The following is a 26,954-nucleotide window of genomic DNA, read 5'->3' on the forward strand; positions in this document are numbered from 1 at the left end:
CAGAGCCGTCGGGTCAGGCGCTCGCGGCGGCCAGCACCAGCACGGCGAAGGAGACCTCCACCGCCGCGCCCAGCACGTCGCCGGTGATCCCGCCGAGTCGTCGTACGCACCGCAGCAGCAGCGCCAGCACGACCCCGACCACCACCACCAGACCCGCGAGCAGCGTCCACACGGAGCCGAGCCCGTGGCCGGCGAGCCCCACGGCCACGCCGCACACCAGCAGCGAGGCGACCGCGGCGGCGACCGGCACCGAGCCGGCGTGGTTGACCCCGAGCCCGTCGGCGCGGGCCGCCGGCACGCCGCGCACGCAGGCGAGCGCCAGCGAGAGCCGGGAGACGCACACCAGCAGTCCCACGACCCACCAGCCGTGGTCGTGGCGCACGACCGCTGCCAGCCCGGCCGCCTGGAGCCCGGCGACGAGGACGACGGCGACGACACCCGCCGGTCCCACCGGCCCGGTGCGCATCACCTCGAGGGACCGGGCGGGGGAGTAGGACGCGGTCAGGCCGTCGGCGGTGTCGGCGAGGCCGTCCCAGTGGAAGGCGCGGGTGCCGAGCGCGAGCGCCACCAGCACGACGTACGCCGTCGCGAGGGGCGGCAGCCCGATCCAGCCCCCGACCAGGACGACGGCCGCAGCCGCGAACCCGAGCGGCAGCACCGCCAGCGGGGCGAGGACCATCGCGAGGCCGGCGACCTGACGGTCCACCCGGCCGGGCGGCGGGAAGCGGACGGCCGTGAGCGTGCCGGTGGCCAGCAGCCACGCGTCGCGGACGGTCACGAAGGCAGGATCTCCGCGAGCAGGGCAACGTCGCGCATCACGGCGACGGCGGAGCGCAGCACCGGCAGGGCCGCCACGGCACCCGAGCCCTCACCGAGGCGCATGCCGAGGTCGAGCACCGGCTCGAGGCCGAGGGACTTCAACGCGTGCGCCTGCGCCGGCTCGGTCGAGCGGTGGCCGGCGAGCCACCAGGCGGCAGCGCCGGGCGCGTGGGCCTCGGCCACGACCGCACAGGCGAGGGACATGAGGCCGTCGAGGAGCACGGGTACGCCGCGGGTGGACGCCTCGACCAGGAAGCCGACGGTGGCGGCGAGGTCGGCGCTGCCGAGGGCCGTGAGCACCTCGACCGGGTCGGACGTGCGGCCCTCGGCCCGGGCGAGCGCTTGCGCCACCACGCCGCGCTTCCGGGTCCACCCGTCGTCGTCGATGCCGGTGCCGCGACCGGTCACCTCGTCGGCCGGCAGGCCCAGAATCGCAGCGACGAACGCGGCCGCGACGGTGGTGTTGCCGATGCCGAGGTCACCGGTCATCAGCAGCTGGGCGCCGTCGTCGGCCAGCTCGCCGGCCAGGTCGGCGCCGAGGGTGAGGGAGCGCTCGGCCTCCTCCCGGGTCAGGGCGTCGGTCAGGTGGATGGCGCCGGAGCCACGTCGCACCTTGCGTGCGGTGACCTCGGCCGGCAGGTCGTCGAGGTCGGCGTCGACGGAGACGTCGCGCACGGTCACGGCGACGCCGTGCTCCCGTGCCAGCGCGCTGACGCCCGCCCGGCCGGCGACGAGGGTGCGCACCATCGCCTCGGTGATCGCTGGGGGGTAGGCCGAGACGCCGTGCGCGGCCACGCCGTGGTCGCCGGCCAGCACCACGAGGCGTACGTCGGTCAGCGGGCGCGGCGGCACCACGCCCTGCGCCGCCGAGAGCCAGACGCCGAGCTCGCCGATGCGTCCGAGCGCCCCCGGGGGCGTGGCCAGGCCGTCGAGGCGTTCCCGCGCGAGGGCGGTGATCTCGGGGGAGGGCGGGGCGATGCGGGACGCTTCGTTCATGGCGGCAGCAGCCTAGTGACGGCCGGGCCGGGGCGGCCTGCCAGTCTTGCCCGCGTGACCGGCCACTCCGTCCTCCAGCTGCCGGTGCCGGCACTGGAGGCGTGGGTGCGCGAGCGCACCGCTCACTACGACGCCGGGTTCGTGTCGGCCGACCCGCGCTTCGGGCACGCGCACATCACGGCGCTCGGGCCGTTCGCCCCGACGCCGTCGGCGGCCGACCTCGAGACCGTCGCGGACCTGGCCGCGGACACCCCGCCGATCGAGGTGCGGCTGGCCGACCTCGGCCAGTTCCCCAACGGGATCATCCACCTCGTGCCGGACCCGGACGACGCACTGCGGGACCTCACCGCACGCCTGGTGGCCGCCTTCCCCGCGTGGCCGCCGTACGGCGGTGAGTTCGGCAGCGACGTGCAGCCGCACGTCACGGTCGACGCGGTCTCCGATCACGTCGACATCGCCTCGACGGCGGTGCTGCTCGCCGACGTCGTACCGGTCGACGTGGTGCTCGACCGCCTGCAGCTCGCCTGGTGGGAGACCGACCGCTGCCACGTGGTGGCGGAGTGGGTGCTGGGTCGACGACCGTCGTGTTGACGGGGGTGGCAGGATCGCCGCATGGCTTCATGGGCGCACCTCGAGATCACCGTCGACGACCAGGGCAACGTGGAGGTCGGTGGCTACAACGCCGACCCCGAGGCGCTCGTGGAGGGCACCGAGTCGTGGGAGGACCTCCTCTCCACCCTCGGCGTGAACGGCTGGGAGCTGGTGCAGGTCATCCCCGGCGTGGAGACGACCTACTGGTTCAAGCGTCACGCCTGACCGGCCACCCAGTCCTGACGTGAGCGAGCTCCCCGACCGCTTCCGGGCCGCCGCGGCGTCGGCCGACTGGATCTTGCACCGCCCGCCGTCGACGCCGGCGGCCATGCTCCGCGAGCTCGCCGACTTCGCCGAGGAGCACGACCTCGCGTGGGACCGCTACGGCGAGCGCGGCGCGGTCGCGCAGCTCGAGGCCGAGGTCGCCGAGCTGCTCGGCAAGCCGTCCGCCGTCATGTTCCCCAGCGGCGTGATGGCGCAGCAGGCGACCCTGCGTGCGTGGTGCGACCGCGCCGGCTCCCGCCGGGTCGCGCTGCCCGACCTCTCGCACCTCGTGCACCACGAGCAGGACGGTCCGCGGCGGGTGCTGGGCCTCGAGCTCGAGTGGCTCACCACGGGCCGGCGCACGGCCACCGCCGACGACCTCGCCGGCGTCGGCGGTCGGCTCGGCGCGGCGATGGTCGAGCTCCCGCTGCGCGACGCCGGCTGCCTGCTGCCGCCGTGGGAGGACCTGGTCGCGCTGTCCGGAGCCGCTCGCGAGCGGGGTGTCAGCCTGCACGCCGACGGCGCCCGGATCTGGGAGTCGGTGCCCTACTGGGACCGCAGCCTGGGCGACGTGGCCGCGCTCTTCGACTCGATGTACGTCTCGCTCTACAAGGGGCTCGGGGGCTCGAGCGGCGCGCTCGTGGTCTGCCCCGAGGACCTCGCAGGGGAGCTGCGGACGTGGCGCCAGCGGATGGGCGGCACGCTCTTCTCGATGACCGCCTCGGCCGTCGGCGGGCTGATCGGGCTGCGGGAGCACCTCGGCCGCTTCGGCGACTACCGCGCGTGGGCCGTCGAGCTCGCGGCGGCCCTGCGCGAGCAGGGGTTCCGGACCTTCCCCGAGGAGCCGCACATCGGCACCTTCCTGGCCTGTGCGCCCGGCACGGCCGACGAGGTCAACGAGCGGGTCGTCGACTTCGTCGAGCAGCGGGGCGTCGTCGCGTGCGGACTGTGGCGCGACTCCGACGTGCCGGGCTGGGTCGAGACCGAGCTGACCTGCTACGAACCGGCGATCCGCCACGACCCGGCCGACGTGGCTGGTTTGATGGCCGCGGCCGTCGGGGAGAGTCCACCCGGCACGTAGCAGAGCACGGGGGACACGGGGGAGTGGCAATGACGGTGGGCGGACGCGTACGACGTCGGATCCAGCACGGAGCAACGGTGGCGGCCATCGTCGCCGCCGGAGCCTCCTGGGGGCTGGCCGCGCCGGCCCACGCCGCGGGCGACCTGTGCGACCCGGGCGTGGTCTTCGACGGGGCCGACGTCCTCGACGACCGGGTGGTGGCCCGGGCGGCGCGTGCCGCCTTCGACGACGGCCGGGTGACGGTCAAGGTCATCGCCTGGCGCGACACGCCCGGCGCGGGCGACCTCTACGACGCCCTCGTCGACGCCCGCCGCCAGTGCGGCGGCTGGGGCTTCGCGGGCGGCGGTCAGCGGTCGCTGCTCGTCCTCGGGGTCTCGGTCGACGGGCGCGAGCTCGGCAGCCACTACGACGGACGGGCGTTCGAGCGGTTCGAGGCGGCCCGCGACGGCGTCGAGCTCGACGGGATGGGACCGGCCTTCGGCAACGGTGCCTGGACCGACGGCATGGTCGCCGGCCTCGGCGGCTACGCCGACGCCTACGACTCGCAGGAGTCCTCCTACGACCCCGGCGACTGGCCGGACGACTTCCCGGGAGGCCTCTCCAACGACGAGCTCGACGACGCTGGCGCGAGCGACGGCGTGGACGTCCCGGGCTGGGCGCTCGGGGTGCCCGTCGGGCTCGCGGCCCTCGGCGGCGCCGGCTGGGGTGCGACGCGCGTACGTCGTCGTCTGAAGGAGCGCGCGGCCGCGCGGGCCGCTCTCGGGGCGGCGACGAGCGCGATGGCGCAGGCGTGGTTCGAGCTCGACGAGAGCAACGAGCTCATCGACGCGCGCGTGGCGGCGCTGCCGCCGGTCAGCGACTCGGTCGCCGACCGGATCCGCGCCGAGCAGGCGCAGGCCGTCACCACCCGCGACGCAGCCACCGCGACCTACCTGCAGCTCTCCGAGCAGCACACCGACGCAGCCATCGCGGAGTCGGACACCGACGAGGCGCGCCGAGCGACCCACGACGTCGAGGCGGCGACCGGGGACCTGCGCGACGCGCAGGCCGCGATGGCAGCCGTCGAGGAGCGCCTCTCCGCCTACGACGCACTGCGCGCCGGGCTGCCGACGCGCATCGCCGCCCTGCGCGCCCGGGCGACGGTCGTGTCCGGCCTGATCGCGGACCGGCAGGGCGAGGGCTACCGCACCACCGACAACGACCCGGCCCCGCAGGCCGCCGAGGACGCGGCCCGGCAGGTCGAGGCGCTGGCCGGCGACCAGCGCTTCGGCGACGCCGGCGTCGCGGTCGAACGGGCCGACACCGACCTCGCTGCGCACGAGTCGTGGCTCACCGGCCTGGCCGCCTTCCGGGCCGCGCTGGAGAAGGACACCGCCGAGCTCCGGACGCGCGCTGTCGGGCTGGACCGCGCGATCGCCGACGCGTACGTCATCACCGAGGGGCTCGAGCGCGACCAGGACCCCAGCTGCGTGGAGGGCGTGCGCGTCGCCGTCGACCGGGCGTCCGCCGCGCGGAAGGCCCTGGACGGCGCGCTCCGCACCGTCGAGGGGCACACCTCGATGTCCGACCAGCAGTTCGCCCGGGCCCGCGAGGAGCTGACCGCGGCCCAGCAGTCCGCGGACGCGATCGCCGCGGACGCGGCCCTGCCGGCGCAGCGGGTCGAGCAGCTCAGGGCGCTGTCGGTCGACCTGCCACTGCGGGTGCAGCGGGCCGTCGTCGAGGCCGACGCCGTGCAGGGTCAGGTGACCACGCACCCGGCGGCGATGACGTTCCTCGCCGAGGTGCCCGACGTCGCGACGCTGCGCGCCGGGGCCGTCTCGGTCGGTGAAGACCTGACCACGCCCCGCCCGCCCTACCTGCGCCTCGACGACCAGCTCGCCGACGTCGACGCGGGCCTCGTGCGCGCCCGCGCCGAGGTCGACCGGGCGATCGCCGACCACGAGGCGTCGCAGCGAGCGCTCGAGGACGCCGCGTCGGCCATCGCCGCTGCCCGCGGCGAGGTGCGGCACAGCGACGTCTCGCGCGTTGCCCGCGACCTGCTCGAGGACGCCGCCGCGATGCTCGCCCGAGCGGAGGCCGAGACCGGGTCGCTCGCGGCCATCACCTCGGGGGCGAACGACGCCAAGGACGCCGCCCACCGTGCCGGCGCCCGCGCCCGGCAGGACCGCCGCGACGCCGAGCGAGCAGCGGCGAGGCCGCGCGCCGGGCCGCGGCCGCGAGCCGGCGCAGGCTCCGGTGGCGGGTTCGGCGGCGGGTTCGGCGGCGGTTCGGGAGGCGGGTCCCGCGGCGGTGGCGGGGGTGGGTCGCGCAACTTCGGCGGGGGCGGCGGCTCGCGCGGCGGCGGCGGTGGAGGCTCGCGCGGGTTCTGACCACCGCCCGCGGGTGCCCTACATTCCTCCCGTGAGTGCCCAGGCCCCCTCTGCAGTGATCCTCGTCCGCGCGACCAGCTTCGTCCCCAACCCGGCGACGGCGGCCGACAACGCCTTCCAGGCCGACGCCCCGGCGGGGCAGTCGCAGGAGTCGACGTCGGCCCGGGCGATGGCCGAGATGGATGCGCTCGCCGAGGCGCTGCGCGCGGTCGGCGTACGGGTCCACGTCTTCGACGACGACGACCACACCCGCCCCGACAGCGTGTTCCCCAACAACTGGGTCTCGACGCACGCCGGCGGCGCGGTCGCGGTCTACCCGATGTACGCCTCCAACCGTCGCCACGAGCGTCGCGCCGACGTGCTGGAGATGCTCAAGTCGGAGTACCGCGTGCAGACGATCGTCGACTACTCCGGCCTCGAGCCCGACGGCGTCTTCCTCGAGGGCACCGGCGCGATGGTGCTCGACCACGTCTCCCGCGTGGCCTACACCGCCCGCAGCCACCGGGCCGACGCCGCGGTGCTGGAGCGCTTCTGCACCGACTTCACCTACGAGCCGATGGCCTTCGACGCCGTCGACTCCCACGGCGTGCCGGTCTACCACACCAACGTCATCGCCTGCATCGGCACCGACGTCGCGATGATCGCGCTGGGAATGATCCCCGACGAGCACCGGCGCGAGCAGGTGCGCGAGCGCCTCGCGGTCACCGGCCGCACCATCGTCGAGCTGACCGAGGAGCAGATCCGCGAGTTCGCCGGCAACGCGGTCGAGCTGTGCGGTCGTACGCCGGACGGCCGCCGCCGCTACGTGATGGCCATGTCCGCCCGGGCGAAGCGCTCACTGCGTCCGGAGCAGGTCGCCGCGATCGAGGAGTCCTGCGAGATCGTCGCCGTCGACATCCCGACGATCGAGCTCGCCGGCGGGTCCGTGCGCTGCATGATCGCCGGCATCCATCTCGACCGCCGTCCGCCGCTGGCCCAGGCCGAGCTCACCGAGGCCGTCGAGGCCATCAACGAGGACAACCCGGTCACCCCCGACGGCCGCTACGTCGACGGCAACGCCTGAGCCGACGGCGACGCCTGAGCCGACCGGCCCCGGGTCACGCAGCGAGCTGCACGAGCAGCACCACGTTGAGGACGATGATCGCCCCCGCGGCGGCGACGCCCGCGACCGTCGTGACGCGCCGGTTGACCAGCGAGCCCATCACGTCGCGGCGTGCGGTGAACCACACGAGCGGCACCAGTGCGAACGGGATGCCGAACGACAGGACGACCTGCGAGGCGACCAGCGCGGCCGTGGGGTCCACGCCGAGGGCGAGGACGACGACCGCCGGCAGCAGCGTGACCAGGCGCCGCACCGCCAGCGGGATGCGGCGTCGCAGGAACCCCTCCATCACGACCTGGCCCGACAGCGTCCCGACGCTGCTGGAGGCGAACCCCGACGCAAGCAGCCCGAGCGCGAAGAGCAGGGCGGCACCGGTGCCCAGGGTCTCGCCGAGACCGGCGTACGCCCCCTCGATGGTCTCGATGCCGCGCCCCGACAGCGCCGACGCGGCGACCAGCAGCAGCGAGAGGTTCATCAGCCCGGCGATCGTCATCGCCGTCACGACGTCCACCCGCTGACCGCGCATGACCGCGCGCCGGGCCGCGTCCGTGCGGGCGTGCAGCCGTTCGCTGGTGAGGGCGCTGTGGAGGTAGATCGCGTGGGGCATCACGGTCGCGCCGAGCATGCCGGCGGCGAGCACGACGCTGTCGATCCCGTCGAAGCGCGGGAGGGTGCCGTCGAGCACCGCCATCGCGTCGACGCCGCTGATGGCGATGTCGTACACGAAACCGACGAGGATCACGCCGAGCAGGCCGATGATCACGGTCTCGAAGTGCCGGTGCCCGGCGCCCTTGACCGCCAGCAGGGCGAACGCGACGACGGCCGTGATGGTGCCGCCGACCAGGAGCGGCAGGTCGAAGAGCAGCTTGAGCGCCAGCGCGCCGCCCACGACCTCGGCCAGGTCGGTCGCGATCGCGACCAGCTCGGCCTGCCCCCAGAGTCCCTTCACGACCGGGCGGGGGAGGTGCTCGCGGCACAGCGCCGGGAGGCTGAGGCCGGTGGCGACGCCGGCCTTCGCGGAGAGGTACTGGATGAGCATCGCCATGACGTTGCTGACCACGACGACCCACACCAGCAGGTAGCCGTAGCCCGAGCCGGCCGCGATGTTGGTCGCGAAGTTGCCCGGGTCGACGTAGGCCACGGCCGTCACGAACGCCGGGCCCAGCAGCGGCCAGATGCGTCCGGGACGTGCGGACGTCACCTCGGCATCGGCGCTCCGGCGACGCGTCGGGGGAGCGGCGTACCTCGTGGTCTGGAACACGTCAGTCCCCGATCCGCACCTGGGCGAGCGCGCGGGCGGCGCGGCGTCGGTCGACGGCGCGGGTGATGACCTCCGCGACGAGGAAGAGCACCATCATCGGGACGGCCAGCATGAGCATCGAGAACGGGTCGGTCGACGGCGTCGCGATCGCCGCGAAGACCACCGTGGCCATCATGATGATCGACCGGTGCCGCCCGAGCTGCGCGCCGGTCACGACGCCGGCGAGGTTGAGCAGCACCAGGAAGAAGGGCAGCTCGACGGCGAGGCCGAAGACCAGCAGCATCCGGGTGAAGAAGGAGAAGTAGTCGCCGAACTCGACCAGGTTCTCGAGCCCGTCGGGGGTGAACCCGATCAGCACGCCGAGGCCCTTGGGGAGCACGTAGTAGCCGAGGGCGACGCCCCCGATGAAGAGGGGACCGGCGACCAGCGCGAAGACGCGCGACCACCGCCGTTCGCGCTCCAGCAGCCCGGGGACGACGAACGCCCAGGCCTGCCACAGCCAGTAGGGACTGGCGGCCATGAGGGCGGCGACGCCGCAGAGCTTGATGTGGAGCATGAGCGGACCCGTGGCCCCGGCGACGTACGCCGAGGTCGTGGTGTCCGCTCCCACCAGGTCGCGAGCCTGGTTGTAGGGGCCGAGGACGAGCGCGAGGAGCGGGTCGAAGAAGAGCAGCGAGACGCCGAACGCCACCACGAGGACGAGCGCGGACCGGATCAGCCTCGCCCGCAGCTCGCGGAGGTGGCCGGCCAACGACATCGACCCGGCGGTCGAGCCGGGATGGCTGGGTGCGACACGGAGCATGTCGGTGACACTGGCGATCGACATTGCTGGTCCTCTCAGCCGCGCGAGGCGTCCTGGCCGCGGGGCGTCTCGACGACGATCGGGTCCACGGCCACGTCAGCCGGAGCGGCCACGTGCTTCGGCTCGGCCTCGTCCGACGTGTCCTTGGTGTCCTTCCCGTCGTCCATCAGCCCCTTGGTCTCGGACTTGAAGATGCGCAGGGCCTGGCCGGAGCCGCGGGCCAGCTCGGGGAGCTTGGAGGCTCCGAAGAGCAGGAGCAGGACGGCCAGGATGATGAGCAGCTCCATGCCGCCCAGCCCTCCGATCAGGAGGGGCGTCGTGGTGGAAGTCATGCGGTCTTCCTTTCATCGGGTGTTGCGGGGGTGAGGACCTCGTCGACGATCTCCTCGACGGTCTCGTCGTCGACGTCCTCCTCGTCGCGCTCGGCGAGCGCTTCCTCGACCTGGCGGCGGATGAGCTCGCGGGGGTTGAGGTCGCGCAGCTCGAGGTCGGCGTAGTCGTCTCCGAGCGAGGAGCGCAGGTCGTCACGGACGGAGTCACCCATCCGCTTGGCGGTCTTGATCCCGTGGGCCAGCTGCTTGGCCAGCACGGGGAGCTTGTCGGGCCCGAGCAGCACCACGCCGAAGAAGGCGATGACGGCGAGCTCAGGAAGTCCGATGCCGAACATGTGGTGTCCTCTCAGCCGTCCCGGGGCGGCCCGGACGCCATGTGGCGCCCGGGCCGTCCGGGAAGGGGAAACGCTCAGGCCCGGTGCTTCGCCGTGCCGCGGCTCAGCACGCGGTCGACCTCGGCGGACCAGTGGGCGGGCCGCATCGCGGCGTGGTGCACGGCTGGGTGCGTGGCCAGCCACGCGGCGCGGAGCACCACGAGGCCGAGCAGGAGCACACCCAGCAGCTCGATCCCCGGCACGACGATCACGCGCTCTTGTTGATCGTGCCGTTGACGCCCTTGGGGAAGAAGCCGCCCTTGGTGACCGACTTCGGGTTGAGGTAGACCACGTTGAGCACCTCACCCGCCGAGCGGCTGAACGCGATGCCGCTGCCGTCGGTCGGCGTGATGTTGGCCGACTTCGCCGTGCCGATCGGCTGGTCGCGGTTGCCCTTGCCGTCGAGGCTGTCGCGAGCGTTGGAGATGGCGCGCGCGGCGTCCTGCAGGTCCTTGGAGTAGAGCGCCGAGCGGACCAGCCCGGCGTGGTAGGCCTCGACCGCGAGGATGCCGGCGGCCGCCTCCAGGTAGGTCTTGTTGGAGATCAGCGGCGCAGCGCCCTTGTAGGCCGTGACGCCGACGTCCTCGAAGAGGTAGGCGGCCAGCAGGAAGTTGTTCTCGTTGGCGAACGGGTCGAAGGTCTGGCCGGGCTGGATCAGGCCGGCCGCCGTCGCCGCGGCGGTGAAGCTGTTCTGCAGGTCGATCTGCGGCCGGGCGACCTTGGCGCCGCCGAGCGCCTTGCGGAGGAACTGCACGTGGTGAAGCTCGTCCCAGGCGATCTCCTTGGCGTAGTTGTAGATCGCCGGCGTCTTGAAGTCGACCTTCTTGCCGCCGATGACGCCGCCCTTCTTGCCCTTGCCGGACGTCAGCTTGTCGCTGATGCCGTGGCCGTAGAAGGCGTAGGAGTAGAACTCGGCCTCGAGGTACTCCAGGTTGAGGGCGAAGTTGAGCACCGCGCCGTCGCTGATGCCCGCGGCCCCCGCCGGTGCGGCGGTGGTCGCGCCGAGCGCACCCGCACCGACCACTCCGAGACCGGCGACGCCGGCCGACTTGAGGAACAGCCGGCGGTCGGTCTCGTTCTCCGCGCTCCGGTTGATCATGTCTGTGACTACTGCCTTGCCGAACATGCGTGCTCCATCCAGGTGTCGCTGTGCGTTCGAGGACGCCGCGCCTCCGACGGCCCGCCGGGACTGAGGCCCGGCTGGTGTGACTCAGCTCATTCGGGGCGGCCGACGGGGTCGGATGGGTGGAACGGCCGATCACACCCCCGCGGGTGAGCGGACCGCACGTCGTTCGGAGGCGTAGAGCCGGTAGAGCCAGTAGGCCGCGACCGCGCACAGCAGGTGCCACGCCGCGTGGCCCTGCAGGAGCGAGTCGGGGTCGCACCAGCCGGCGTTGCTCAGCAGCCAGATGGTGAAGGCGACCAGCATCGAGGCCAGCGCGACGACGCCGTGCCGGAAGACGCGGCTGGTCTCACCACGCCGCCACAACGCCGTCTCCAGCACGACGGCCCCGGCCAGCAGCAGCGCGAAGGCGAGGTTGCCGGAGTAGTGGACGACGGGGACCGGGTCGGGCCACAGCCCCACCAGCTCGCACGCCGCGACGCAGACGACGTACGCCGTCACGAACCAGGCGGTGCCACGCCGGGTCCACCGGACCCAGGCCCAGGCCGCGGCGAAGCCCGCGACGAGGTACATGCTCAGCATGTCGAGGTGGCCGCCCCACGCGCTCTGGGTGGCGTGCATCGCGGCGGACCCGGGGCCGAGCAGCACCACGACGCACGCGAAGAAGGTGGCGACCGCCGTCGACATGACGTCCCGGTCGTGCGCGGGGTCCTCCTGGCGCTGCTGGGCGTGCCTGGCGACCAGGAGGCCGGCGACGACGAAGCCGAGGTTGGACAGCGTGTTGGCCGGTTGCGCGACCGCGCCGTCGTACGCCCTCTCGCAGAAGTTCGCACCGCGACCGACGTCCGGGCCGAGCCATCCCTCCGTGATGGCCAGGACCAGCAGCGCCGTCGACCCGGCCGCGACCGCGACGGTGGTGGTGAGGGGCCGCGGCACGGGTCGATCGTAGGCGCGCTACCTGCGGGTCACCTGGACCACGGTCGGCCGGGGGCCGGCGAGGTGGCCGGCGGGCGCCGTGGCGCCGACGGGCACGTAGTCGGGGAAGCGCGACTGCGGGGCGGCCCAGGAGCCGTCCTCGCCCGGGTGCTGCACGGCGACGAACACCGAGTCCTCGCGGTCGCGGATGACCGGCCCGCAGGTCTCGGCGCCGGACGGCACGGCCAGGAACTGCTGCACGTGGCCCCGCTCGGGACCCTCGACCGGCACCTTGAACAGGCCGTCGTTGACCTTGATCGCGCTGGGCTGCCCGTCGGTCGAGACCCACAGGTTGCCGCGGCTGTCGAAGGCGACGTTGTCGGGACAGGCGATCGGCGAGACCGGGCCGGTCCAGCCGCCGAAGTAGCGTCCCGCGGAGGCCTCGTCGCCGCAGATGAGGAACAGGTTCCAGCCAAAGGTGTCGGCCGTGTGGTCGCCCCCGGTCGGGATCATCTCCACGACGTGGCCGTCCTTGTTGGCCGGGCGCGGGTTGGGCTCGGTGGGGCCCTCCTTGCCGACCTTGCCCCGATCGGTGTTGTTGGTGCAGGCGACGTAGATGCGGCCGTTGTGGAGGTTGGGCTCGACGTCCTCGGGGCGGTCCATCTTCGTCGGCTGCACCGCGTCGGCGGCCAGGCGCGTGTAGACCAGGACCTCCTCGAGCGTGAAGCCGGGCACCATCGACTGGCCGCCGCGGGTGAGCGGGATCCACTCGCCGGCGCCGTCGCTGACGCCGTCCCCGAGGCCGTCGCCGGTGAACCGCGCGACCGACAGGTCGCCCTCGCTCAGGAGCGTCAGGTTGTGGCGCCGGGCCTTCGGGCTGTTGCCGGGACGCATCGTGTCGCGGGAGACGAACCGGTAGACGTAGTCGAAGCGCTCGTCGTCGCCCATGTAGGCCACCACGTGCCCGTCGCGGTTGACGATCACGTTGGCGCCCTCGTGCTTGAAGCGGCCCATCGCGGTGTGCTTGACCGGCGTCGAGCTCGGGTCGCTCGGATCGAGCTCGACGACCCAGCCGAAGCGGTTGGGCTCGTTGCCGTAGTCGGTGGTGGTGGCGTCCCAACGCGGGTCGAGCGAGCGCCAGTTGCGCGAGTCCTGGGTGGCGGAGAGGCCGTAGCGGGTCTCCTTCGGGTCGGTGCCGGTGGCGCGGAAGTACTGGTTGAAGTTCTCCTCGCCCGACAGCACCGTGCCCCACGGCGTCGTACCGCCGGCACAGTTGTTCATCGTGCCGCGGACGGTGCGACCCGTCGGGTCGGCGGCCGTCTTGAGCAGGTCGGACCCGGCAGCGGGGCCGTCCATGGCGAACGGGGTGTCGAGGGTGATGCGCCGGTTGAGACGCGCAGCCGGGACGTACGACCACACGTCGCCGCGCCGGCGCCGCTTCAGCTGCACCACCGACATGCCGTGCGCGGCCCACGCGGTGCGGATGATCGTCGCCGGGTCGGTGCCGGGCGGGAACATGATGCCCTCGTTGGTGTACTCGTGGTTGCACACGAGCAGCGCCTCGGTGCCGGAGCGGTTGGTCTCGATGATGTCGAGGTAGTCGTTGTTGTAGCCGAACTGGCCGGCCTGCGCCTCGGGCGTCTGCGCGTTGGGGTCGAACGCGGGGGCGCCGGGGAGGATCGGGTCGCCCCAGCGCAGGATCGGGTCCCAGCGGTAGCCGACGGGCACGGTGACGTCGTCGACGGTGGTGGCGGCGGGCGCGATCGGCGTGAAGGGCAGGGTGCCGGGCTTGCCGTGACCGCCCTTGCCGGGCTTCGGCCCCGGGGCCGGCGCGGCAGCGGCGCGGGCCATCGGGACGGCGGTGAGCGCGGCGACGGAGAGGCCGGTGCCGACGACGGAGCGGCGACTCAGCACGGTGGCGGCGACGTCGCGGAAGTAGGACGTCTCAGTGGTGTTGGGCACGGCCTGGAAGCAGGCGTCGCCGCAGCGCAGGTGGCAGGTGACGGCGCTGCGGCTGCCGTGGGTCTGACCGGCCATCGGCAGCAGCGTGCGGGTCGGGCTCGGGGAGGGGCTGGTGCTCGTCGAGGGGCTGTGCGGCATGGGGGGAGTCTCCGGAGATCTGAGGTCGGGCGGACACACCGACTCTCGTCACCCGGGTGGCCCCCCGAGGGGCCGGCGGATGGACGTCAGGTGAACGTCCGCCGGCCCCTCGGCGAAGCGGCTGCGGGCTCAGCGACCGTGCGGTCGCCCGGTGCCCAGGTCGAGCCACACCAGGCGGTGGTCGGTGACAGGGAAGGGGAACGTCCCGATCAGGCGGGCGAACAGCGGGTCGGTGGACTCCAGCCAGTAGACGCCGGTGTCGCGGACCGCCAGCCGCTCGCTGGGCAGGACGTAGTCGACGCGGAGGTTGCCCGGCGCGCCGTCGGCGAAGTCGGCGGTGTCCTGCTCGGCCGGGCCCTCGTGGGTGAGGTTGATGCGCTGGTCGCGTTGGGTCGCCTCGACCGCGCCGGCCGAGGTCGGCGTCGGGTCCTGCACCCGCGGGTGGTCGAGCAGCTGCAGGATCGCGTCGTCGTACGAGTCACCGTCGAACGGGTCGGCGTTCTGGTCGCCGGCGATCACGAAGTCCTGCCCGCGCCCGAGGCCGCCGGTGCCGCCCTGGTCGTCGTAGATGTAGGACGCGGTGCGCCCGCCGGTGACGTAGTCGGCCCAGAAGCGGATCTCGTCGTGGTTGCGCCGGCCGTTGCGGTCCTCGGTGCCGTCGAAGCTGGGCGGTGTCGGGTGGGAGACGAGGAAGTGGACCGGCTTGCGACCCGGCAGCTTGATCGGCACGTCCCAGTGCGACTTCGAGGACAGGCGGAAGACGTCGAGCTCCTCGGCGGAGTACCAGTCGGCCGGCGCGGGTGTGGCCGGGTCGTCGGGCAGCACGGCGCCCGGCATGTCCTTCCAGAGGAACTCCTGGAAGGTGCGGACGTCGTCGGTCGCGATGGGGTACTTCGAGTAGACGACCATGCCGTACTGGCCCGGGAAGAGGCCGAACCCGAGGGAGTCGTCGCCGCCGGCCTGGGTGCCGGGCTCGCCGACGACGCCGTTGTTGTTGAGGTCGAACCCGCTCGGCACGCCGGTGTTGGACGGGGCGACGTAGTAGTAGGGGTAGTCGACCGGTGCGGCGCCGTTCTGCCCGACGGCGAGGTAGTTGTCGCGGAACAGCTCGGCTGCCTCGCCGTCCTCGGCGTAGTCGAACTCGTTGACCAGGACGACGTCAGCGTCGGCGCGCTGGATCGTCTCCGCGGCACCGGCGGCCTGGGCGTTGCCGGGAGTGGAGAGGTCCGCCACGAGCTGACCCTCCGCCCCGCGGTTGAGGGAGGCGTTGAAGGTGGCGAAGCGGACCTCGCTGGGCTTGCCGGTCTTGCCCGGGTGGGCATGGCCGGCTCCCGCGGCTGCGGGGGAGGTCAGGGCGGGCGCGCCGAGGCCGGCGACGGCGAGGGTCGCGACGGTGGCGAGGGCGAGGCGGGTGGGACGAGAGCGCATGGGTGCTGCCTTCCGACGTGGGGGGATCGCCAACGTACGACGGTGTCCGCCCGGTGTGGAAGGCCGGTCCGGACGGGTTCGGCGGGCGGTCGCCGGGTGTTCACCGGGACGGACGCCGAGGAGGCGGGCAGGGGCGCCTGAGATGCTGTCGCCGTGATCCCCAGCCCCCGGCGTACGGCCATGCTCCTCGTCGGATGCCTCGTCCTGGGCACCGGCGTCGCACTGCTGCTGGCGGCCGACCTCGGCTCGGACGGCTACTCGACGTTCGTCAACGGCCTGACCCTCACGACCGGGGTCGACTTCTGGGTCGTCAACCTCGTCGTCGGCGTCGTGCTGGTGGCCCTGGCGGCGCTGCGGAAGGTCTATCCGGGCATCGGCACGGTGGTGCAGGTCGTCCTCGTCGGCGTGACGGTGTCCGTGGTGCTCGACGTCCTCGACACGCCGGACGCGCTGGGGTGGCAGGTCGCCCTGCTGGTGGCGGCGTTCCCCGTGCTGGCCGTGGGCATCGCGCTCTACCTCGGCAGCCACACCGGCGCCGGGCCGGCCGAGGCGGCGGCGCTCGCGTGGGACCCGCCGGTGCCGTTCCGGTGGAGCTACAGCGTGGTCCAGGGCGGGGGAGCGCTCGGCGGCTGGCTGCTGGGCGCGACCGTGGGCGTCGGCACCCTCGCGGTGATCCTGCTCCTCGGTCCTGCGGTGGACCTCGCCGCGCGCCTGATGTCGCTGGACCTCCACCAGGAGAGGGATCCGCAGCGGGTCAGCCCGACCTAGCCTGAGGGCATGCTGATCTCCGAAGAGCTGTTCCTGCTGCTCCGCCGCGACGACGGCAAGCCCGAGAGCGCCATGGCCCAGCGGGGCTACGGCCTCGCCGCCGCGGTCATCACCGACCTCGTCGTCGCCGAACGCATCACCCTCAGCGACGACAAGGACCCCCGCATGACCGTGCTCGTGCCGGGTCCGGTCGGGCACCCGGCCCTCGACGCCGCGATGGCGCGGCTCGAGCAGCGCGACGGCAAGAAGCTGTCGTCGCTGGTGACCGACGGCAAGGTCAGTCGCGAGAAGGAGGTTGCCGAGGCGCTCGCCGCGGCCGGCGTCATCCGGGTCGAGGAGAAGCGTGCTCTGGGCCTGGTGCCCGAGCGCTATCCCGTCGTCGACCCCGAGCCGGAGCGACGCGTCCGCGAGCGGCTGCGGACGGTCCTGCTCGGCGGTACGCCGACGTCCGCAGACGCCAGCCTGCTCGCCATCCTCCAGGGACTCGAGATCGCACCGAAGGTGCTCGAGGAGGAGAAGGGCACCCTCGGCAAGAAGGAGCTGAAGCAGCGCATCGAGGAGGTCTCGGCGGACGCCGAGACCGGCGACGCGGTGGCGAAGGCGGTCGCCGCGATGAACACGGCCATGATGACCGCGGTGATCGTCCCGATCGTGGTGTCGGGCAGCAACTGACCCCGCAGGTCGGCGCGGCCGCGGCACACTGCGCAAGGGCTGCGGCCGGCGCCGACCGGGGGGATCAGGCAGGGATCAGGCAGTCAGCTCGGCGCGCTCGCCGCGGCCCGAACCCGACTGCGAGATCTCGATCTTGCGGGGCTTGGCCTTCTCCGCGACCGGGACGACGAGCCGCAGCACCCCGTCGGCGTACGCCGCCTCGATGCGGTCGAGGTCGAGGTTGTCGCCGAGCACGAGCTGGCGGCTGAAGGCCCCGCGCGGGCGCTCGGAGGCGAGCGGCTCCCAGTCGCCGTTGCGGGCCACCCGCTCGGCGCGCACGGTGAGGACGTTGCGCTCGACGTCGAGGTCGATGCTGTCGGTGTTGACGCCGGGCAGGTCGAACTCGATCACGAAGCGGTCACCCTCGCGCCACGCGTCCATCGGCATGACCGCGGGACGGTTGGTCGTGCCCATGAGCTGCTGGGCGATCCGGTCGAGGTCACGGAACGGGTCGGTGGTTCGAAGCAACATCGTCTCCTCCTGGATCTGCCGGGTGGACCTCCGAACCGTGAGGTCCACGACCTGTATTGATGGTTACAGGTTTTTTATACTCATCCAGTCAGGCAGGATCAAGTCGTCCCGGCGTGAATTTCGTGAGACCCAGGAGGTGCCCGTGACGGACAGCGACGACGGCGTCTACGCGATCTCCGTGGCGGCCTCGATGGTGTCCATGGAGATCCAGAACCTCCGGGTCTACGAGCGTCGCGGGCTCCTGACGCCCGACCGGACCGCAGGCGGCACCCGGCTCTACAGCAACGACGACGTCGTCCGGCTCGAGCGCATCCGTGACCTGCTGGCCGACGGGCTCAACCTGGTCGGCATCGCCCGCGTCCTCGAGCTCGAGGCCGAGGTGGACGAGCTGCGTGCGCGGCTCGGTGAGGGAGACGGCGCCTCAGCCTGACGCCGGCCTGCTGGTGAGCACCCGCACGGCGAAGTCGGTGGTGAAGTCGTTGTCGAGGAAGCCGACCACCTGGGTGACGCGGTCGAGGTCGAGCGGCAGGAGCCCGCGCGAGCCGGGCACGTCGGGGGTCAGGCCGAGGTCGAGGTCGTCCTTCCCGGACATCATCTGCACGTTGAACTCGTAGCGCTCGCGCGCGCCCGGTGCCGCGAGGCGTCGTACGACGGTGGCGCCGACGCGACGCCCACCGGTCTCGGCCGACCAGTCGTCGAGGGCGGCGAGGAGGTTGCGCCCCTCCTCGTGGTCGATGTCGGCCCACGCGGCCTCCATCGAGCCCGCGACGTCGAGGAGGATCGCCGCGGTCTTCTCGCCGATGCCCTGCACGCCGGGCAGGTTGTCGCTGCTGTCGCCGCGGAGCGCCGCGAAGGCCAGGTAGTTGGCGGGCCGGACGCCGTACATGTTGAACAGGCGGGCCGGGTTGAGCATGGGCGAGCCGTGGATGCCGCCGTCGATGAGCCGGAGCACCTGCGTGTGGTGGCTGATGTGGGCGAAGGCGTCGCGGTCGGAGGTGATGATCACGCAGTTCCAGTCGTGGGCCTCGGCCCACGTCGCCCCCGAGGCGTTGACGTCGTCGGCCTCCAGTCCCGGGGGCGTGAGGGTCGCCAGTCCGAGCGCCTCGAGCAGTGCGCCGGCCCGGTCGAGCTGGTCGACGAGGTCGGGGTCCTTCTCCGCCCGCCCGGCCTTGTAGTCGGGGTAGAGGTCGCGCCGCACCGACCCGGTCCGGTCGTCGAGCCCGAAGACGATCGCGTCGGGGGCGAAGGAGTCGATGGACTCCAGGATCTGGCGCAGCATCCCGTGCAGCGCCCAGATCGGGCGCCCCTGCCGGTCGCGGAGCCCGGTGTGCGACCGCGCGTGGTGGTTGCGGTGCAGCAGCGACGGCGCGTCGACGACGAGCAGCAGCCGGCGGGCGCGGGTGGTGGGGGTCATGGCGATCGCCGACAGCCTAGGGGAGGCTCGTAGGGTCGAGCGCAGTGAGCCGAGTCCGCACGAGTCGAGGAGACGTCTTGATCTTCATCACCGCCAAGTTCCACGTCCTGCCCGAGCACGCCGAGGACTGGCCGCAGCTCTCGCGCGCCTTCACCGAGGCCACCCGCGCGGAGGCGGGCTGCCTGTGGTTCGAGTGGTCGCGGAGCCTGGACGACCCCCAGGTGTACGTCCTCGTCGAGGCGTTCCGCGACGGCGAGGCCGGTGGGGCCCACGTCTCGTCCGACCACTTCCGCGCGGCGCAGGCCGAGCTCCCGCAGTACCTCGCCCGCACCCCCGACATCGTCAGCACCGAGGTCGACCAGGACGGCTGGAACGAGCTCGGGGAGATGAAGGTCGGCTGACCGGTCGGCGTTCCGGCGTCAGGCCCCGAGGCCGTCGAGGTAGTCGGCGAAGCCGCCCGGGGCGCGGCCGGCCCGACGCCCCGACGTCACCACGGGCACGGAGCCGGTCGCGAGGGACGGCACCCCGGCCTGCCGCATCGCGGTCACGAGGCCCACGTCCTCGTGCGTCGGCAGGCGGGGGAACCCGCCGGCCGACCGGTAGGCGGCCAGGGTGAAGCCGAGGTTGGCGCCGTGCACGTGGTCGTGGCCGTCCGCGGTCGTGTGGCGCTGGTGCCAGGCTGACAGGGCAGCCGGGGACAGGTCGCCGGGTCGGGGCTCGACGGTGCCGACCACGAGGCCCAAGCCGTCGGCCGCCCAGCTGAGGTGCGCGGTGAGCCAGTGTGCCGGGACGACGCTGTCGGCGTCGGTGCTCGCCACCCACACCGACCGGGCGCCGACGTCCGCCGCCCACGCCGCGGCGGCCTCGACGCCCTCGGACCGGGCCACGCCCACACACCCGGCGAGGGTGGTCAGCGCAACGACGTCGTCGCGGTCGTGCACGACCTGCGCCGAGCCGTCGCGACAGGCGTCGAGCACCACCAGGACCTGCGTGTGGACGAGGGGGTGGGTGGCCCGCAGGGCGTCGACGGCGGCCGCGACCGCGTCGAGGCAGCCGGGCAGGAGGTCCTCCTCGTCCCGGGCGGGCACGACGACAGCCACGGCGTCGGGGCGCGTCACGACGACCGTCCCAGCACGTGGAGCAGGAAGTCCGGCTCCTGGTGGTCGACCAGGACGCGACCCCCGGCGGCGAGGAAGGCGTCGACGAAGACGTCGTGGACCGCCGGCCCTGCCAGCGGCCACCCGACCGGCTGGTGGCGCCAGTGGCACAGGAGCAGGTGCCCGTCGTCGGCCAGGGAGTCGAGGCAGAGCCGGACGAGCTCGGCGAGGCGCGCCGGGCTGAGGAAGTAGCCGACCTCGGACACCGACACGAGGTCGTAGCGGTCGTGCGGCCACTCGCCCGGCACGCGCGCGAGCCGGAGCTCGAGGCCTGCGGTGTCCGTCGTACGCCGTCGGGCGAGGTCGAGGGCCGCGGGGCTGCTGTCGATCGCGAGCAGGCGGTCGCAGCGGGTCGCGAGGTCGACGGCGAGTGCCCCGACCGAGCAGCCCACCTCCAGTGCGGCCCGGTAGTGCTCACGCGGGAGGCTGGCCAGCGTGACGGCGCGCTTGCGGCGTTCGTAGAAGGAGTCCACGTCCCAGGGGTCGGGCCGCTCCAGGTGGACCCGGTCGAGGGACTCGTCGTCGGCCTCGGGTCCGCCGACCAGGACGACCTCGAGATCGCGGTCGAAGTGCGCCAGCAGGTCGGGGCCGAGGAGCACCTCGTCACCGGGCGCGGCCGAGAGGGGCCGGACCTGGCTCGCGTGCGCGTCCACGGCGGCACGCTTGGCCGCCACGACCTCTGCGCCCAGGCCCAGGCGCGCTGCGTGGTCCTCGGGGAGGTCGCCCGGGCGACCCCAGTGCCACAGCCAGACGGGGTACTCCCAGAGCAGCGCGTCGGTGCGATGTGCGGCGACCGCGGCTGCCCGCCCGACGGCCTCGTGGTCGGGGTGGCCGTCGTGCCGCCACGGCGCGCAGAGCAGGACGTCGCGGCCGCCGGTGCCGATCGTCTCGACGAGCGCCGCGACCAGCTCCTCCTCGTGCTCGGCCACGGAGCCGTCCGGCAGGTCGAGGCACCGGACGCGTGCGTCCGGGGCGAGGAGCGAGGTCGCCCGCTGCAGCTCGGCCCGACGCACCTCCGCGAGCCGGGCGGGGGAGTGGGTGGGCGAGTGCGGGTGCGAGCCCTCGCCCGCCGTCGCCGTCACGACCTCGACCTGTCGGCCCGACCGGGCTGCGGTGTGGAGGAGGCCGCCCGCGCCCAGGGTCTCGTCGTCGGGGTGCGCCCCCACGACGACGAGCCGGCTGCGGGATGCAGGCAGCTCGACGGTCGGCAGGCCGGCCAGCGTCGACGACCACTCAGTGGCCGGCGTACCCGCGCGGTCGTGCCGGAAGTCGGGGGTCGTCACCAGCTCGACGCCGGGTCGTCCAGGAGCAGCCGGCCGAGGGAGGCCTGGTCGCGCTCGGCGTGCCACTGGCGCAGGTAGAGCTCGAGGTCGGCGACCCGGCGTGCGTGCGTCTCCTCGGTGGCCAGGGGGCCTGGGCCCAGCCCGTGCGCGGCCCGCCGCAGGACGTCCTCGCTCGCGGTGGCGACGACCTCGCGCACCCGCAGGGCGGCCCGCCAGCCGTCCGGTCCGGTCAGGTCGCCGGCATCGAGTGCGCCGGCTGCCTGCTCGAGCGCGGCCCGGGCGCCGTGCAACCGGGCGTCGACGGCGCCGAGGTGCATCAGCGCGACCTGGTCGGGCTCACGCGAACCGGACACCCGCGCCATCCGGCGAGCGACACCCACCGCGCCGCCGAACCACACGGCGGCCACGCCGATCGCGCCCCAGGCGAAGCCGGGCCGGTCGAGGTACCACCCCGGCGCTCCGACCGGGCGGGCCTCCACCCCGTCGAGGTCGAGGGGGCCCGAGTCGACGGCGGTGAGCCCGCGCGCCACCCAGGTCCCGGCCACGGGCGTGACGCCGGGGTGGTCGAGGTCGACGGCGAAGAGCTGCCGTTCGTCACCCACCCGGGCGCTGATGAGGGCGTGGTCGAGGACGCCGCCCAGCGAGCACCAGTGCTTGCGCCCGTCGAGGACGTACGACTCGCCGCGCGGCGTCGCCCGCAACGGCTCGCCCGGTCCTTCGGCGGCGAACACGCCCCACGTCCCGTCACCGGCCTGTGCTCCGGCTTGTTCCTCGGCCTGTTCTTCGGCCTGGGCGAGGATGGCGTGGGCGTCCAGGTGCGGCTCCAGCACCCGCGCCACTGTGAGGTCGACCGCCGCGACGGTGGCCAGGGCGGACCACAACAGCGCCGTGCCGCCGTCGCCGGGCCGGGGGAGCCGCGCACCGTGGTCCCGGGCGAGGGCGAGCGCAGCTCGTACGTCGCCGGCTGCCGCGTGCGCGTGCTGGCCCAGCTCGAGGAGCTCGCGCCGCTGGTCGCTGGAGGTCCGTCCCACCTCGACGGGCCGCACCTCGGCCGCCCGGGGGTCGCTCAGGTGGTCCTTCGTCATGGGTCCCCTCGGTTCGCGGCGCCGGGCGCGGCCGCACCCACCCGGACGTTAGGAGCGACCGTGCCTCGGGCGGGACCTCCCAAGGGCTGGTGCTGTGTGGCGGCGCGCTCGTCGGGGAGGGATGGAGTCCCGTCACGAGACTGGGTTCTGCTGGTTGAGGAGCGACGAAGTTGCGTCACGAAACCCGCCAGCTCCGTTGGTCGAGGAGGTCGCCAGCGAGCGTCACGAGACCGCCCCAGCCGTTGCCGGCTCACCCCCGATGGTTGCCCCGAAACTCGACGAGAAAGGCTGGCCAGGAACCGTCCACAGCCGTGGCCGATGTCGGACCCGACGGATACAATCGAACACATGAGCGAAGCGCTGGCGGACCGACTGGCAGGTGGGGTCGAGGACCTCACCGCCTCCGGCCTGCTCGCTTCGATCCGCTCGGCGCGCGAGGTCGAGAACCAGGCCGCGGCTGACCAGCTCGTGCTGGCTGCGCAGTGGGCGGACCTGCACCCGCCGGAGTCGATCCACGACGCCGCCACGTTCTCGGTGCCGTCTGCCGGTCAGGAGCACGAGGAGCCTATCGCCGGTGAGGGGTGCCCGCTGGTGGCGGAGTTCTGTGTCGCGGAGCTCGGTGGTGTGCTGGGTGTGTCGACGGTCGCGGCGAAGAAGCTCGTCGGCCAGTCCCTGGAGCTGCGGCACCGGCTGCCGCGGTTGTGGGCCCTGGTCCACGCCGGCCGGGTCCCGGCGTGGAAGGCCCGCTCGGTCGCGGAGACGACCATCCACTGCTCACCCGCGTTGACTCGCGAAGCAGCCGCGTTCGTCGACAGCCAGGTCGCTGCGGTGGCCGGGAAGGTCGGCCCCGCGCAGCTGGACCGGCTGGTGGCGGAGGCGATCAAGCGCTTCGACCTCGCCGAGCCTGACCCGGCTGCGGATCCCGAGGACGGCTACCTGCACGTCGACCCGCGCCACGTCACCATCGACACCCAAGAGGTCCACTTCGCCGGCACCATGCGCGTCGAGGCCGAGATCGACATGGCCGACGCGATCGACCTCGACCGCGCCGTGGCCCAGGGTGCCGCCACCCAGGCCGCGCTCGGGTCGACCGAGTCGCTCAACGTGCGCCGCGCGAAGGCGCTGGGTGATCTCGCCAGAACGCAGACCGCGCTCGACCTCCACACCACAGGCGCAGGCACCGTCGCGAAGACAGAGGACGGCCTGCCTGTCGCACGCGAGGTCGTCCTCCACGTCCACTTCGATGCCCACTTCGACGTCCCGTTCGACGACTCAACGGTCGGCGAGCAGACCGTGTTCGGGCCCACCGGACGCCTCGAGGAGCGTCAACGCCTCGTCCTGCTCGACCAGGTCAAGGCCTGGTGTGCCGATTCCCGCACCAAGGTGACCATCAAGCCGATCATCGACCTCAACACCCAGCTGAAGACTGACGCCTACGAGATCCCCGACCGGATCCGCGAGCAGGTCGTCCTGAGAGACAAGACCTGCGTGTTCCCTTGGTGCACCCGCCCGGCCCGACGCTGCGATGTCGACCACGTCATCCCCCACGACCCCGACGCCGAAGCCGAGGGCAGACCCCAGCCCGGGCCGACACAGACCGACAACCTCGCCGCCCTGTGCCGGTCCCACCACCGCTTGAAGACCCACTCCGCCTGGCGCTACGAGATGGTCGCACCTGGCATCTACGAGTGGACCTCCCCGCACGGATACCGCTATCGCCGCGACCGTGACGGCACGACGGCGATCGACGACGCCCGACCACCAGAACGGCCGGACGTCGTGCGCATCCCGGAACCCCGCCGACCATGACCCCGCCCCACACCCCGCCACCCACCAGGTAGCGGGGCCACAGGCGCGTCCGAACAAGCGGATCGACGGCTGCGTCCCCCTGGGAAGGGTCAGTGGTCTCGCGCGGTCCGGCGCAGTCCAACGCCGAGGGAGATGTTCAGTGCTGAGCGCGCCTAGGACGACTCCGAGGGCGGCTCCAAGCGCGGCTCCGAAAGCGCCAAGGGCGGCACTGACGTACTGCCGGCAGCTTCTCCGCAGGTTATGACCGACGTCCCCGACCAGACCGGGCAGCGCCTACGGGTGGTGGAGCCGCGGGACGGTGGCGTCCCAGCCGGCGCGACCGGTCCCGTAGGCGTGGTCCTCCCACACGGCGTCACCGAACGGGTCGTCGGGCGCGGCGTCGTAGCGCATGGTCGCCGCGTCCACCTCGGCCTCGATCCACTGCGGATCGCCGAGACAGCTGCGGGGCAGGGTCATGGTCAGCGTGTTCGTGTCGAAGTCCACGTCGACCGCGGCCCCGGCGCAGCGCGAGCCGCCAGCGTCGTAGACGTCGACGGCGGTCTCGCCGCGGTAGGCGAGAGCAGTCGCCTGGGTCGGCAGGCGCGACCCGGTGCGGTCCGTCGTGACGTCGGCCGTCAGGTCGAGGTACTGACGGGGGCGCAGGTCGCGGAACTCGGCCGTGACGGTGACCTCGTCCGCGCCGTGGTCGACCGTCGTGCGAACGATGTCGGTGATCGCGTTGCGGGGCGCCGGGGCGACGGCTTCCGGGTCCGTGCTGTGACCGCCGACCAGGACGTCACCGGACGCGTCGGAGGTGGAGCTCCGCGTGACGACCGTGCGTTCCGGCGGGTCCGTCGAGCACCCGGCGAGGGCCACGAAAGCGGCCACGAGGGCGGCCGGGAGGAGCCCGTCAGTCCGCGACATCGACGACGAGGCGCGGCGGGTCGGTGAGGATGAAGACCCGGAACGGTCGTACGTCGCCCTCGAGGCCGGCGAACACCTGGGTGTAGCCCTCGAACCAGCCGTTGACGCGGACCGCGGTGATGTCGCCGGCGGGTCCGAGGGTCTGTGGCACCTCGTAGGACCCGGGCTCGGGCATCGCGGTGCCGGACGCGCTGATCGTGAGCACGTGGTCACCCTCGACCGGCACGACCTCGCCGCTGCCCTCGGCGACGGCCTTGTCGCCCCACGACACGCCCCAGCCGGGGGTCGCGGTGCCGCTGAGCTCGAGCACGACGCGGTCGAACCCCTCGTGCTCGCCGACACGTACGTCGACCAGCTGCAGGTCCCAGTCGCCCGACGGCTCAGCCGTCTGCGGCTCCGTCGACTCCGGGAACGGCGGTCCCTCGGGCGCGGGCAGCGACGGATCACCCGACCCAGCGGACGGGGACTCGGACGGGGCCTCGGAGGGGGACGGCGACGAGGACCAGGACGACGACTCGGACGGGGTCTCGGCGGGCGCCTCCGAGGGCTCGGGCGACGACGCGGACGTGGACATGTCGCTCGCCGAGGTGGGGGAGGCGTCGGTCCCGCAGGCGGTCATCAGCAGTGCAGCGGCTGCGAGCGACCCGCCCAGAGCTCGACGCATCGGTTCCCCCTCGTAGGTGCCGTCGACCGGCGGCCCCAGCCTAGGGGCCGCGACCGCCGGTGCCCGGCATCAGCGTCGGAGCGTCACGGGCGCAGCAGGATCTTGCCGCGGCGACCGGGCTCGCCGTTGGCGCGCGCGGCGTCGGCGATCTCCTCGAGGGAGTAGACCTTCTCGACCGGGAGCGTCAGCGCGCCGGAGCCGAGGCCGGTGACCAGCTCGCCCATCAGCGCACCGCGCTTCTCGCGCGACATCGCAGCGAAGACCTTGCTGCCCCAGAAGCCCTTGATGACGACCTGCTTGAAGATCACGTCGCCCGACCCGATCTCCATCGTGGGCGAGGCCATGGCGCCGAACACCACGAGCACACCGTCCTCGGCGAGCAGCGACACGACGTCCCCTGCGGAGGACCCCCCGACGGAGTCGACACCGGCGACGATCGGGGCGTCGCCCACGATCTCGCGCACACGGTCACGCCAGCCGTCGTCGTCGGTCGCGACGACGCGCTCGATGCCCTGGTCGCGCAGCTCGGCGACGCCGTCGGCGCGGCGGACGAGCCCGAGCACGTGGACGCCACGGGCCTCGGCCAGCTGGGCCACGAGGCGACCGACGGCGCCGTTGGCGGCGTTCTGCACGATCCAGTCGCCCTCGGACACCTCGAGGAAGTCGAGCAGCGCGATGGCGCTGAACGGCATCGACACGAGCTGGGAGGCAGCCTCGTCGCTCATCGTGTCCGGCACCGGGACCAGCCCGGCGGCGGGGGCGACGATCAGCTCGGCCCAGGCGCCGAAGCTGCCGCCGGTGGCGACCCGCTGGCCGACCTCGAGGCCCTCGACGCCCTCACCGAGCGCCTCGACCACACCGACCGCCTCGGTGCCGGCACGGGCCGGCATCTCGGGCTTGAAGCCGTAGCTGCCGCGGGCGGTCCAGAGGTCGTGGTTGTGGATCGGCGAGAGCAGCACCCGCACGAGCGCCTGGCCCGGCCCGGGCTCCGGGTCCGGCACCTCCTGGACCGAGAGGACCTCGGCCGGGTCGCCGAACCTGGGCTGGACGAGTGCGCGCATGGGACTGCCTTTCGCTGTGACTTCGTGGGACGTACGCCTGGCACAACCGACGACCCGGTCCGCCTATGCCG

Annotated in this window: 29 protein-coding genes; 10 read left to right on the top strand and 19 right to left on the bottom strand. The window is 73.3% G+C overall.

What is annotated here, in order from left to right; all coding sequences use genetic code 11:
- Nucleotides 1-13: 13 nt before the first annotated feature.
- The gene (locus ACNKF0_RS08325; protein WP_416957384.1) at nt 14-778 is read right to left on the bottom strand and encodes an adenosylcobinamide-GDP ribazoletransferase; all 765 of its coding nucleotides are present in this window, start codon (nt 776-778) and stop codon (nt 14-16) included.
- Complete coding sequence (gene cobT, locus ACNKF0_RS08330) at nt 775-1,815, bottom strand: nicotinate-nucleotide--dimethylbenzimidazole phosphoribosyltransferase (RefSeq protein ID WP_416957386.1); 1,041 nt, start codon at nt 1,813-1,815, stop codon at nt 775-777. The genes ACNKF0_RS08325 and cobT overlap by 4 nt, the downstream gene beginning before the upstream one ends.
- A gap of 54 nt (nt 1,816-1,869) precedes the next feature.
- Here cobT and ACNKF0_RS08335 point away from each other — a divergent pair, with 54 nt between their 5' ends.
- The 5 genes from ACNKF0_RS08335 to ctlX are packed head-to-tail and all read left to right on the top strand — an operon-like array spanning nt 1,870 to nt 7,183.
- Nucleotides 1,870-2,406: a 2'-5' RNA ligase family protein gene (locus tag ACNKF0_RS08335; protein ID WP_416957388.1), complete on the top strand. Its 537-nt coding sequence runs from the start codon at nt 1,870-1,872 to the stop codon at nt 2,404-2,406.
- 21 nt (nt 2,407-2,427) lie between these two features.
- Nucleotides 2,428-2,631 (top strand): hypothetical protein, encoded by a 204-nt coding sequence (locus ACNKF0_RS08340; protein ID WP_191196112.1) that lies wholly within the window; start codon nt 2,428-2,430, stop codon nt 2,629-2,631.
- A gap of 19 nt (nt 2,632-2,650) precedes the next feature.
- Nucleotides 2,651-3,751 carry a threonine aldolase family protein gene (locus ACNKF0_RS08345; protein ID WP_416957390.1) on the top strand — a complete coding sequence of 367 codons (1,101 nt, stop codon included), beginning with the start codon at nt 2,651-2,653 and terminating at the stop codon, nt 3,749-3,751.
- A gap of 29 nt (nt 3,752-3,780) precedes the next feature.
- The gene (locus ACNKF0_RS08350; RefSeq protein WP_416957393.1) at nt 3,781-6,120 is read left to right on the top strand and encodes a hypothetical protein; all 2,340 of its coding nucleotides are present in this window, start codon (nt 3,781-3,783) and stop codon (nt 6,118-6,120) included.
- 31 nt (nt 6,121-6,151) lie between these two features.
- The gene (ctlX, locus tag ACNKF0_RS08355; RefSeq protein ID WP_416957395.1) at nt 6,152-7,183 is read left to right on the top strand and encodes a citrulline utilization hydrolase CtlX; all 1,032 of its coding nucleotides are present in this window, start codon (nt 6,152-6,154) and stop codon (nt 7,181-7,183) included.
- Between the two features lie 34 nt (nt 7,184-7,217).
- On the opposite strand, the gene ACNKF0_RS08360 is transcribed toward ctlX, so the two are convergent.
- The 9 genes from ACNKF0_RS08360 to ACNKF0_RS08400 all read right to left on the bottom strand — a co-directional run bounded on the left by ACNKF0_RS08360 (nt 7,218) and on the right by ACNKF0_RS08400 (nt 15,557).
- On the bottom strand, nt 7,218-8,387 hold the full coding sequence (locus tag ACNKF0_RS08360) for an Nramp family divalent metal transporter (RefSeq protein WP_416958459.1): 1,170 nt from the start codon (nt 8,385-8,387) through the stop codon (nt 7,218-7,220).
- Between the two features lie 97 nt (nt 8,388-8,484).
- Nucleotides 8,485-9,309, bottom strand: a complete 825-nt coding sequence (gene tatC, locus ACNKF0_RS08365) for a twin-arginine translocase subunit TatC (RefSeq protein ID WP_416957397.1) — start codon at nt 9,307-9,309, stop codon at nt 8,485-8,487.
- A gap of 11 nt (nt 9,310-9,320) precedes the next feature.
- Nucleotides 9,321-9,617: a Sec-independent protein translocase subunit TatA gene (tatA, locus tag ACNKF0_RS08370; RefSeq protein WP_299931726.1), complete on the bottom strand. Its 297-nt coding sequence runs from the start codon at nt 9,615-9,617 to the stop codon at nt 9,321-9,323.
- Nucleotides 9,614-9,952 (bottom strand): twin-arginine translocase TatA/TatE family subunit, encoded by a 339-nt coding sequence (locus ACNKF0_RS08375; RefSeq protein ID WP_416957399.1) that lies wholly within the window; start codon nt 9,950-9,952, stop codon nt 9,614-9,616. Before ACNKF0_RS08375 ends, tatA begins: the two co-directional genes overlap by 4 nt.
- A 74-nt stretch (nt 9,953-10,026) precedes the next feature.
- Complete coding sequence (locus tag ACNKF0_RS08380; RefSeq protein ID WP_416957402.1) at nt 10,027-10,203, bottom strand: hypothetical protein; 177 nt, start codon at nt 10,201-10,203, stop codon at nt 10,027-10,029.
- Nucleotides 10,200-11,090 (bottom strand): ferritin-like domain-containing protein, encoded by an 891-nt coding sequence (locus tag ACNKF0_RS08385; RefSeq protein ID WP_299931721.1) that lies wholly within the window; start codon nt 11,088-11,090, stop codon nt 10,200-10,202. The genes ACNKF0_RS08380 and ACNKF0_RS08385 overlap by 4 nt, the downstream gene beginning before the upstream one ends.
- 159 nt (nt 11,091-11,249) lie before the next feature.
- Nucleotides 11,250-12,050: a ceramidase domain-containing protein gene (locus tag ACNKF0_RS08390; protein ID WP_416957404.1), complete on the bottom strand. Its 801-nt coding sequence runs from the start codon at nt 12,048-12,050 to the stop codon at nt 11,250-11,252.
- Nucleotides 12,051-12,068: 18 nt separating this feature from the next.
- Nucleotides 12,069-14,129 carry a PhoX family protein gene (locus ACNKF0_RS08395; protein WP_416957406.1) on the bottom strand — a complete coding sequence of 687 codons (2,061 nt, stop codon included), beginning with the start codon at nt 14,127-14,129 and terminating at the stop codon, nt 12,069-12,071.
- Between the two features lie 129 nt (nt 14,130-14,258).
- On the bottom strand, nt 14,259-15,557 hold the full coding sequence (locus ACNKF0_RS08400; protein WP_416957408.1) for an endonuclease/exonuclease/phosphatase family protein: 1,299 nt from the start codon (nt 15,555-15,557) through the stop codon (nt 14,259-14,261).
- 153 nt (nt 15,558-15,710) lie between these two features.
- Here ACNKF0_RS08400 and ACNKF0_RS08405 point away from each other — a divergent pair, with 153 nt between their 5' ends.
- Both ACNKF0_RS08405 and ACNKF0_RS08410 read left to right on the top strand, forming a co-directional pair.
- Nucleotides 15,711-16,325, top strand: coding sequence for a hypothetical protein (locus ACNKF0_RS08405; RefSeq protein WP_416957410.1), 615 nt, complete (start codon nt 15,711-15,713; stop codon nt 16,323-16,325).
- 9 nt (nt 16,326-16,334) lie between these two features.
- Entirely contained in the window at nt 16,335-16,997 is a 663-nt protein-coding gene (locus ACNKF0_RS08410; protein WP_416957412.1) for a GOLPH3/VPS74 family protein, read from the top strand.
- Nucleotides 16,998-17,072: 75 nt separating this feature from the next.
- Here ACNKF0_RS08410 and ACNKF0_RS08415 read toward each other — a convergent pair whose 3' ends face one another.
- On the bottom strand, nt 17,073-17,507 hold the full coding sequence (locus ACNKF0_RS08415; protein ID WP_416957415.1) for an Hsp20/alpha crystallin family protein: 435 nt from the start codon (nt 17,505-17,507) through the stop codon (nt 17,073-17,075).
- A 142-nt stretch (nt 17,508-17,649) separates the two neighbouring features.
- Here ACNKF0_RS08415 and ACNKF0_RS08420 point away from each other — a divergent pair, with 142 nt between their 5' ends.
- Nucleotides 17,650-17,937, top strand: a complete 288-nt coding sequence (locus tag ACNKF0_RS08420; protein ID WP_299931707.1) for a MerR family transcriptional regulator — start codon at nt 17,650-17,652, stop codon at nt 17,935-17,937.
- Here ACNKF0_RS08420 and ACNKF0_RS08425 read toward each other — a convergent pair.
- On the bottom strand, nt 17,929-18,921 hold the full coding sequence (locus ACNKF0_RS08425) for a 5'-3' exonuclease (protein ID WP_416957417.1): 993 nt from the start codon (nt 18,919-18,921) through the stop codon (nt 17,929-17,931). The two genes, ACNKF0_RS08420 and ACNKF0_RS08425, sit on opposite strands and share 9 nt — an antisense overlap.
- Nucleotides 18,922-18,998: 77 nt before the next feature.
- On the opposite strand from ACNKF0_RS08425, the gene ACNKF0_RS08430 reads away from it, so the two are divergent.
- Nucleotides 18,999-19,322, top strand: coding sequence for a putative quinol monooxygenase (locus tag ACNKF0_RS08430; RefSeq protein WP_416957419.1), 324 nt, complete (start codon nt 18,999-19,001; stop codon nt 19,320-19,322).
- Between the two features lie 18 nt (nt 19,323-19,340).
- Here the strand turns inward: ACNKF0_RS08430 and ACNKF0_RS08435 are convergent, their stop codons facing one another.
- From ACNKF0_RS08435 to ACNKF0_RS08445, 3 genes are read right to left on the bottom strand one after another with little or no spacing between them, the layout of a single operon-like run.
- On the bottom strand, nt 19,341-20,039 hold the full coding sequence (locus ACNKF0_RS08435; protein WP_416957421.1) for a glycosyltransferase: 699 nt from the start codon (nt 20,037-20,039) through the stop codon (nt 19,341-19,343).
- The gene (locus ACNKF0_RS08440; protein WP_416957423.1) at nt 20,036-21,361 is read right to left on the bottom strand and encodes a PIG-L family deacetylase; all 1,326 of its coding nucleotides are present in this window, start codon (nt 21,359-21,361) and stop codon (nt 20,036-20,038) included. Before ACNKF0_RS08440 ends, ACNKF0_RS08435 begins: the two co-directional genes overlap by 4 nt.
- Complete coding sequence (locus ACNKF0_RS08445; protein WP_416957425.1) at nt 21,358-22,446, bottom strand: acyl-CoA dehydrogenase; 1,089 nt, start codon at nt 22,444-22,446, stop codon at nt 21,358-21,360. The genes ACNKF0_RS08440 and ACNKF0_RS08445 overlap by 4 nt, the downstream gene beginning before the upstream one ends.
- 348 nt (nt 22,447-22,794) lie before the next feature.
- Between ACNKF0_RS08445 and ACNKF0_RS08450 the strand changes: the two genes are divergently transcribed.
- A complete protein-coding gene (locus tag ACNKF0_RS08450) occupies nt 22,795-24,255 on the top strand; it encodes a DUF222 domain-containing protein (protein ID WP_416957427.1) in 1,461 nt (486 codons plus the stop codon).
- A gap of 273 nt (nt 24,256-24,528) precedes the next feature.
- On the opposite strand, the gene ACNKF0_RS08455 is transcribed toward ACNKF0_RS08450, so the two are convergent.
- The 3 genes from ACNKF0_RS08455 to ACNKF0_RS08465 all read right to left on the bottom strand — a co-directional run bounded on the left by ACNKF0_RS08455 (nt 24,529) and on the right by ACNKF0_RS08465 (nt 26,883).
- Nucleotides 24,529-25,158, bottom strand: a complete 630-nt coding sequence (locus ACNKF0_RS08455) for a hypothetical protein (protein WP_416957429.1) — start codon at nt 25,156-25,158, stop codon at nt 24,529-24,531.
- Nucleotides 25,145-25,822, bottom strand: a complete 678-nt coding sequence (locus ACNKF0_RS08460) for a hypothetical protein (protein ID WP_416957430.1) — start codon at nt 25,820-25,822, stop codon at nt 25,145-25,147. Before ACNKF0_RS08460 ends, ACNKF0_RS08455 begins: the two co-directional genes overlap by 14 nt.
- 83 nt (nt 25,823-25,905) lie before the next feature.
- Nucleotides 25,906-26,883 (bottom strand): zinc-binding dehydrogenase, encoded by a 978-nt coding sequence (locus ACNKF0_RS08465; protein WP_416957432.1) that lies wholly within the window; start codon nt 26,881-26,883, stop codon nt 25,906-25,908.
- Nucleotides 26,884-26,954: the final 71 nt, after the last annotated feature.

Source organism: Nocardioides sp. T5 (assembly GCF_048161455.1).
Taxonomy (GTDB): Bacteria; Actinomycetota; Actinomycetes; order Propionibacteriales; family Nocardioidaceae; genus Nocardioides.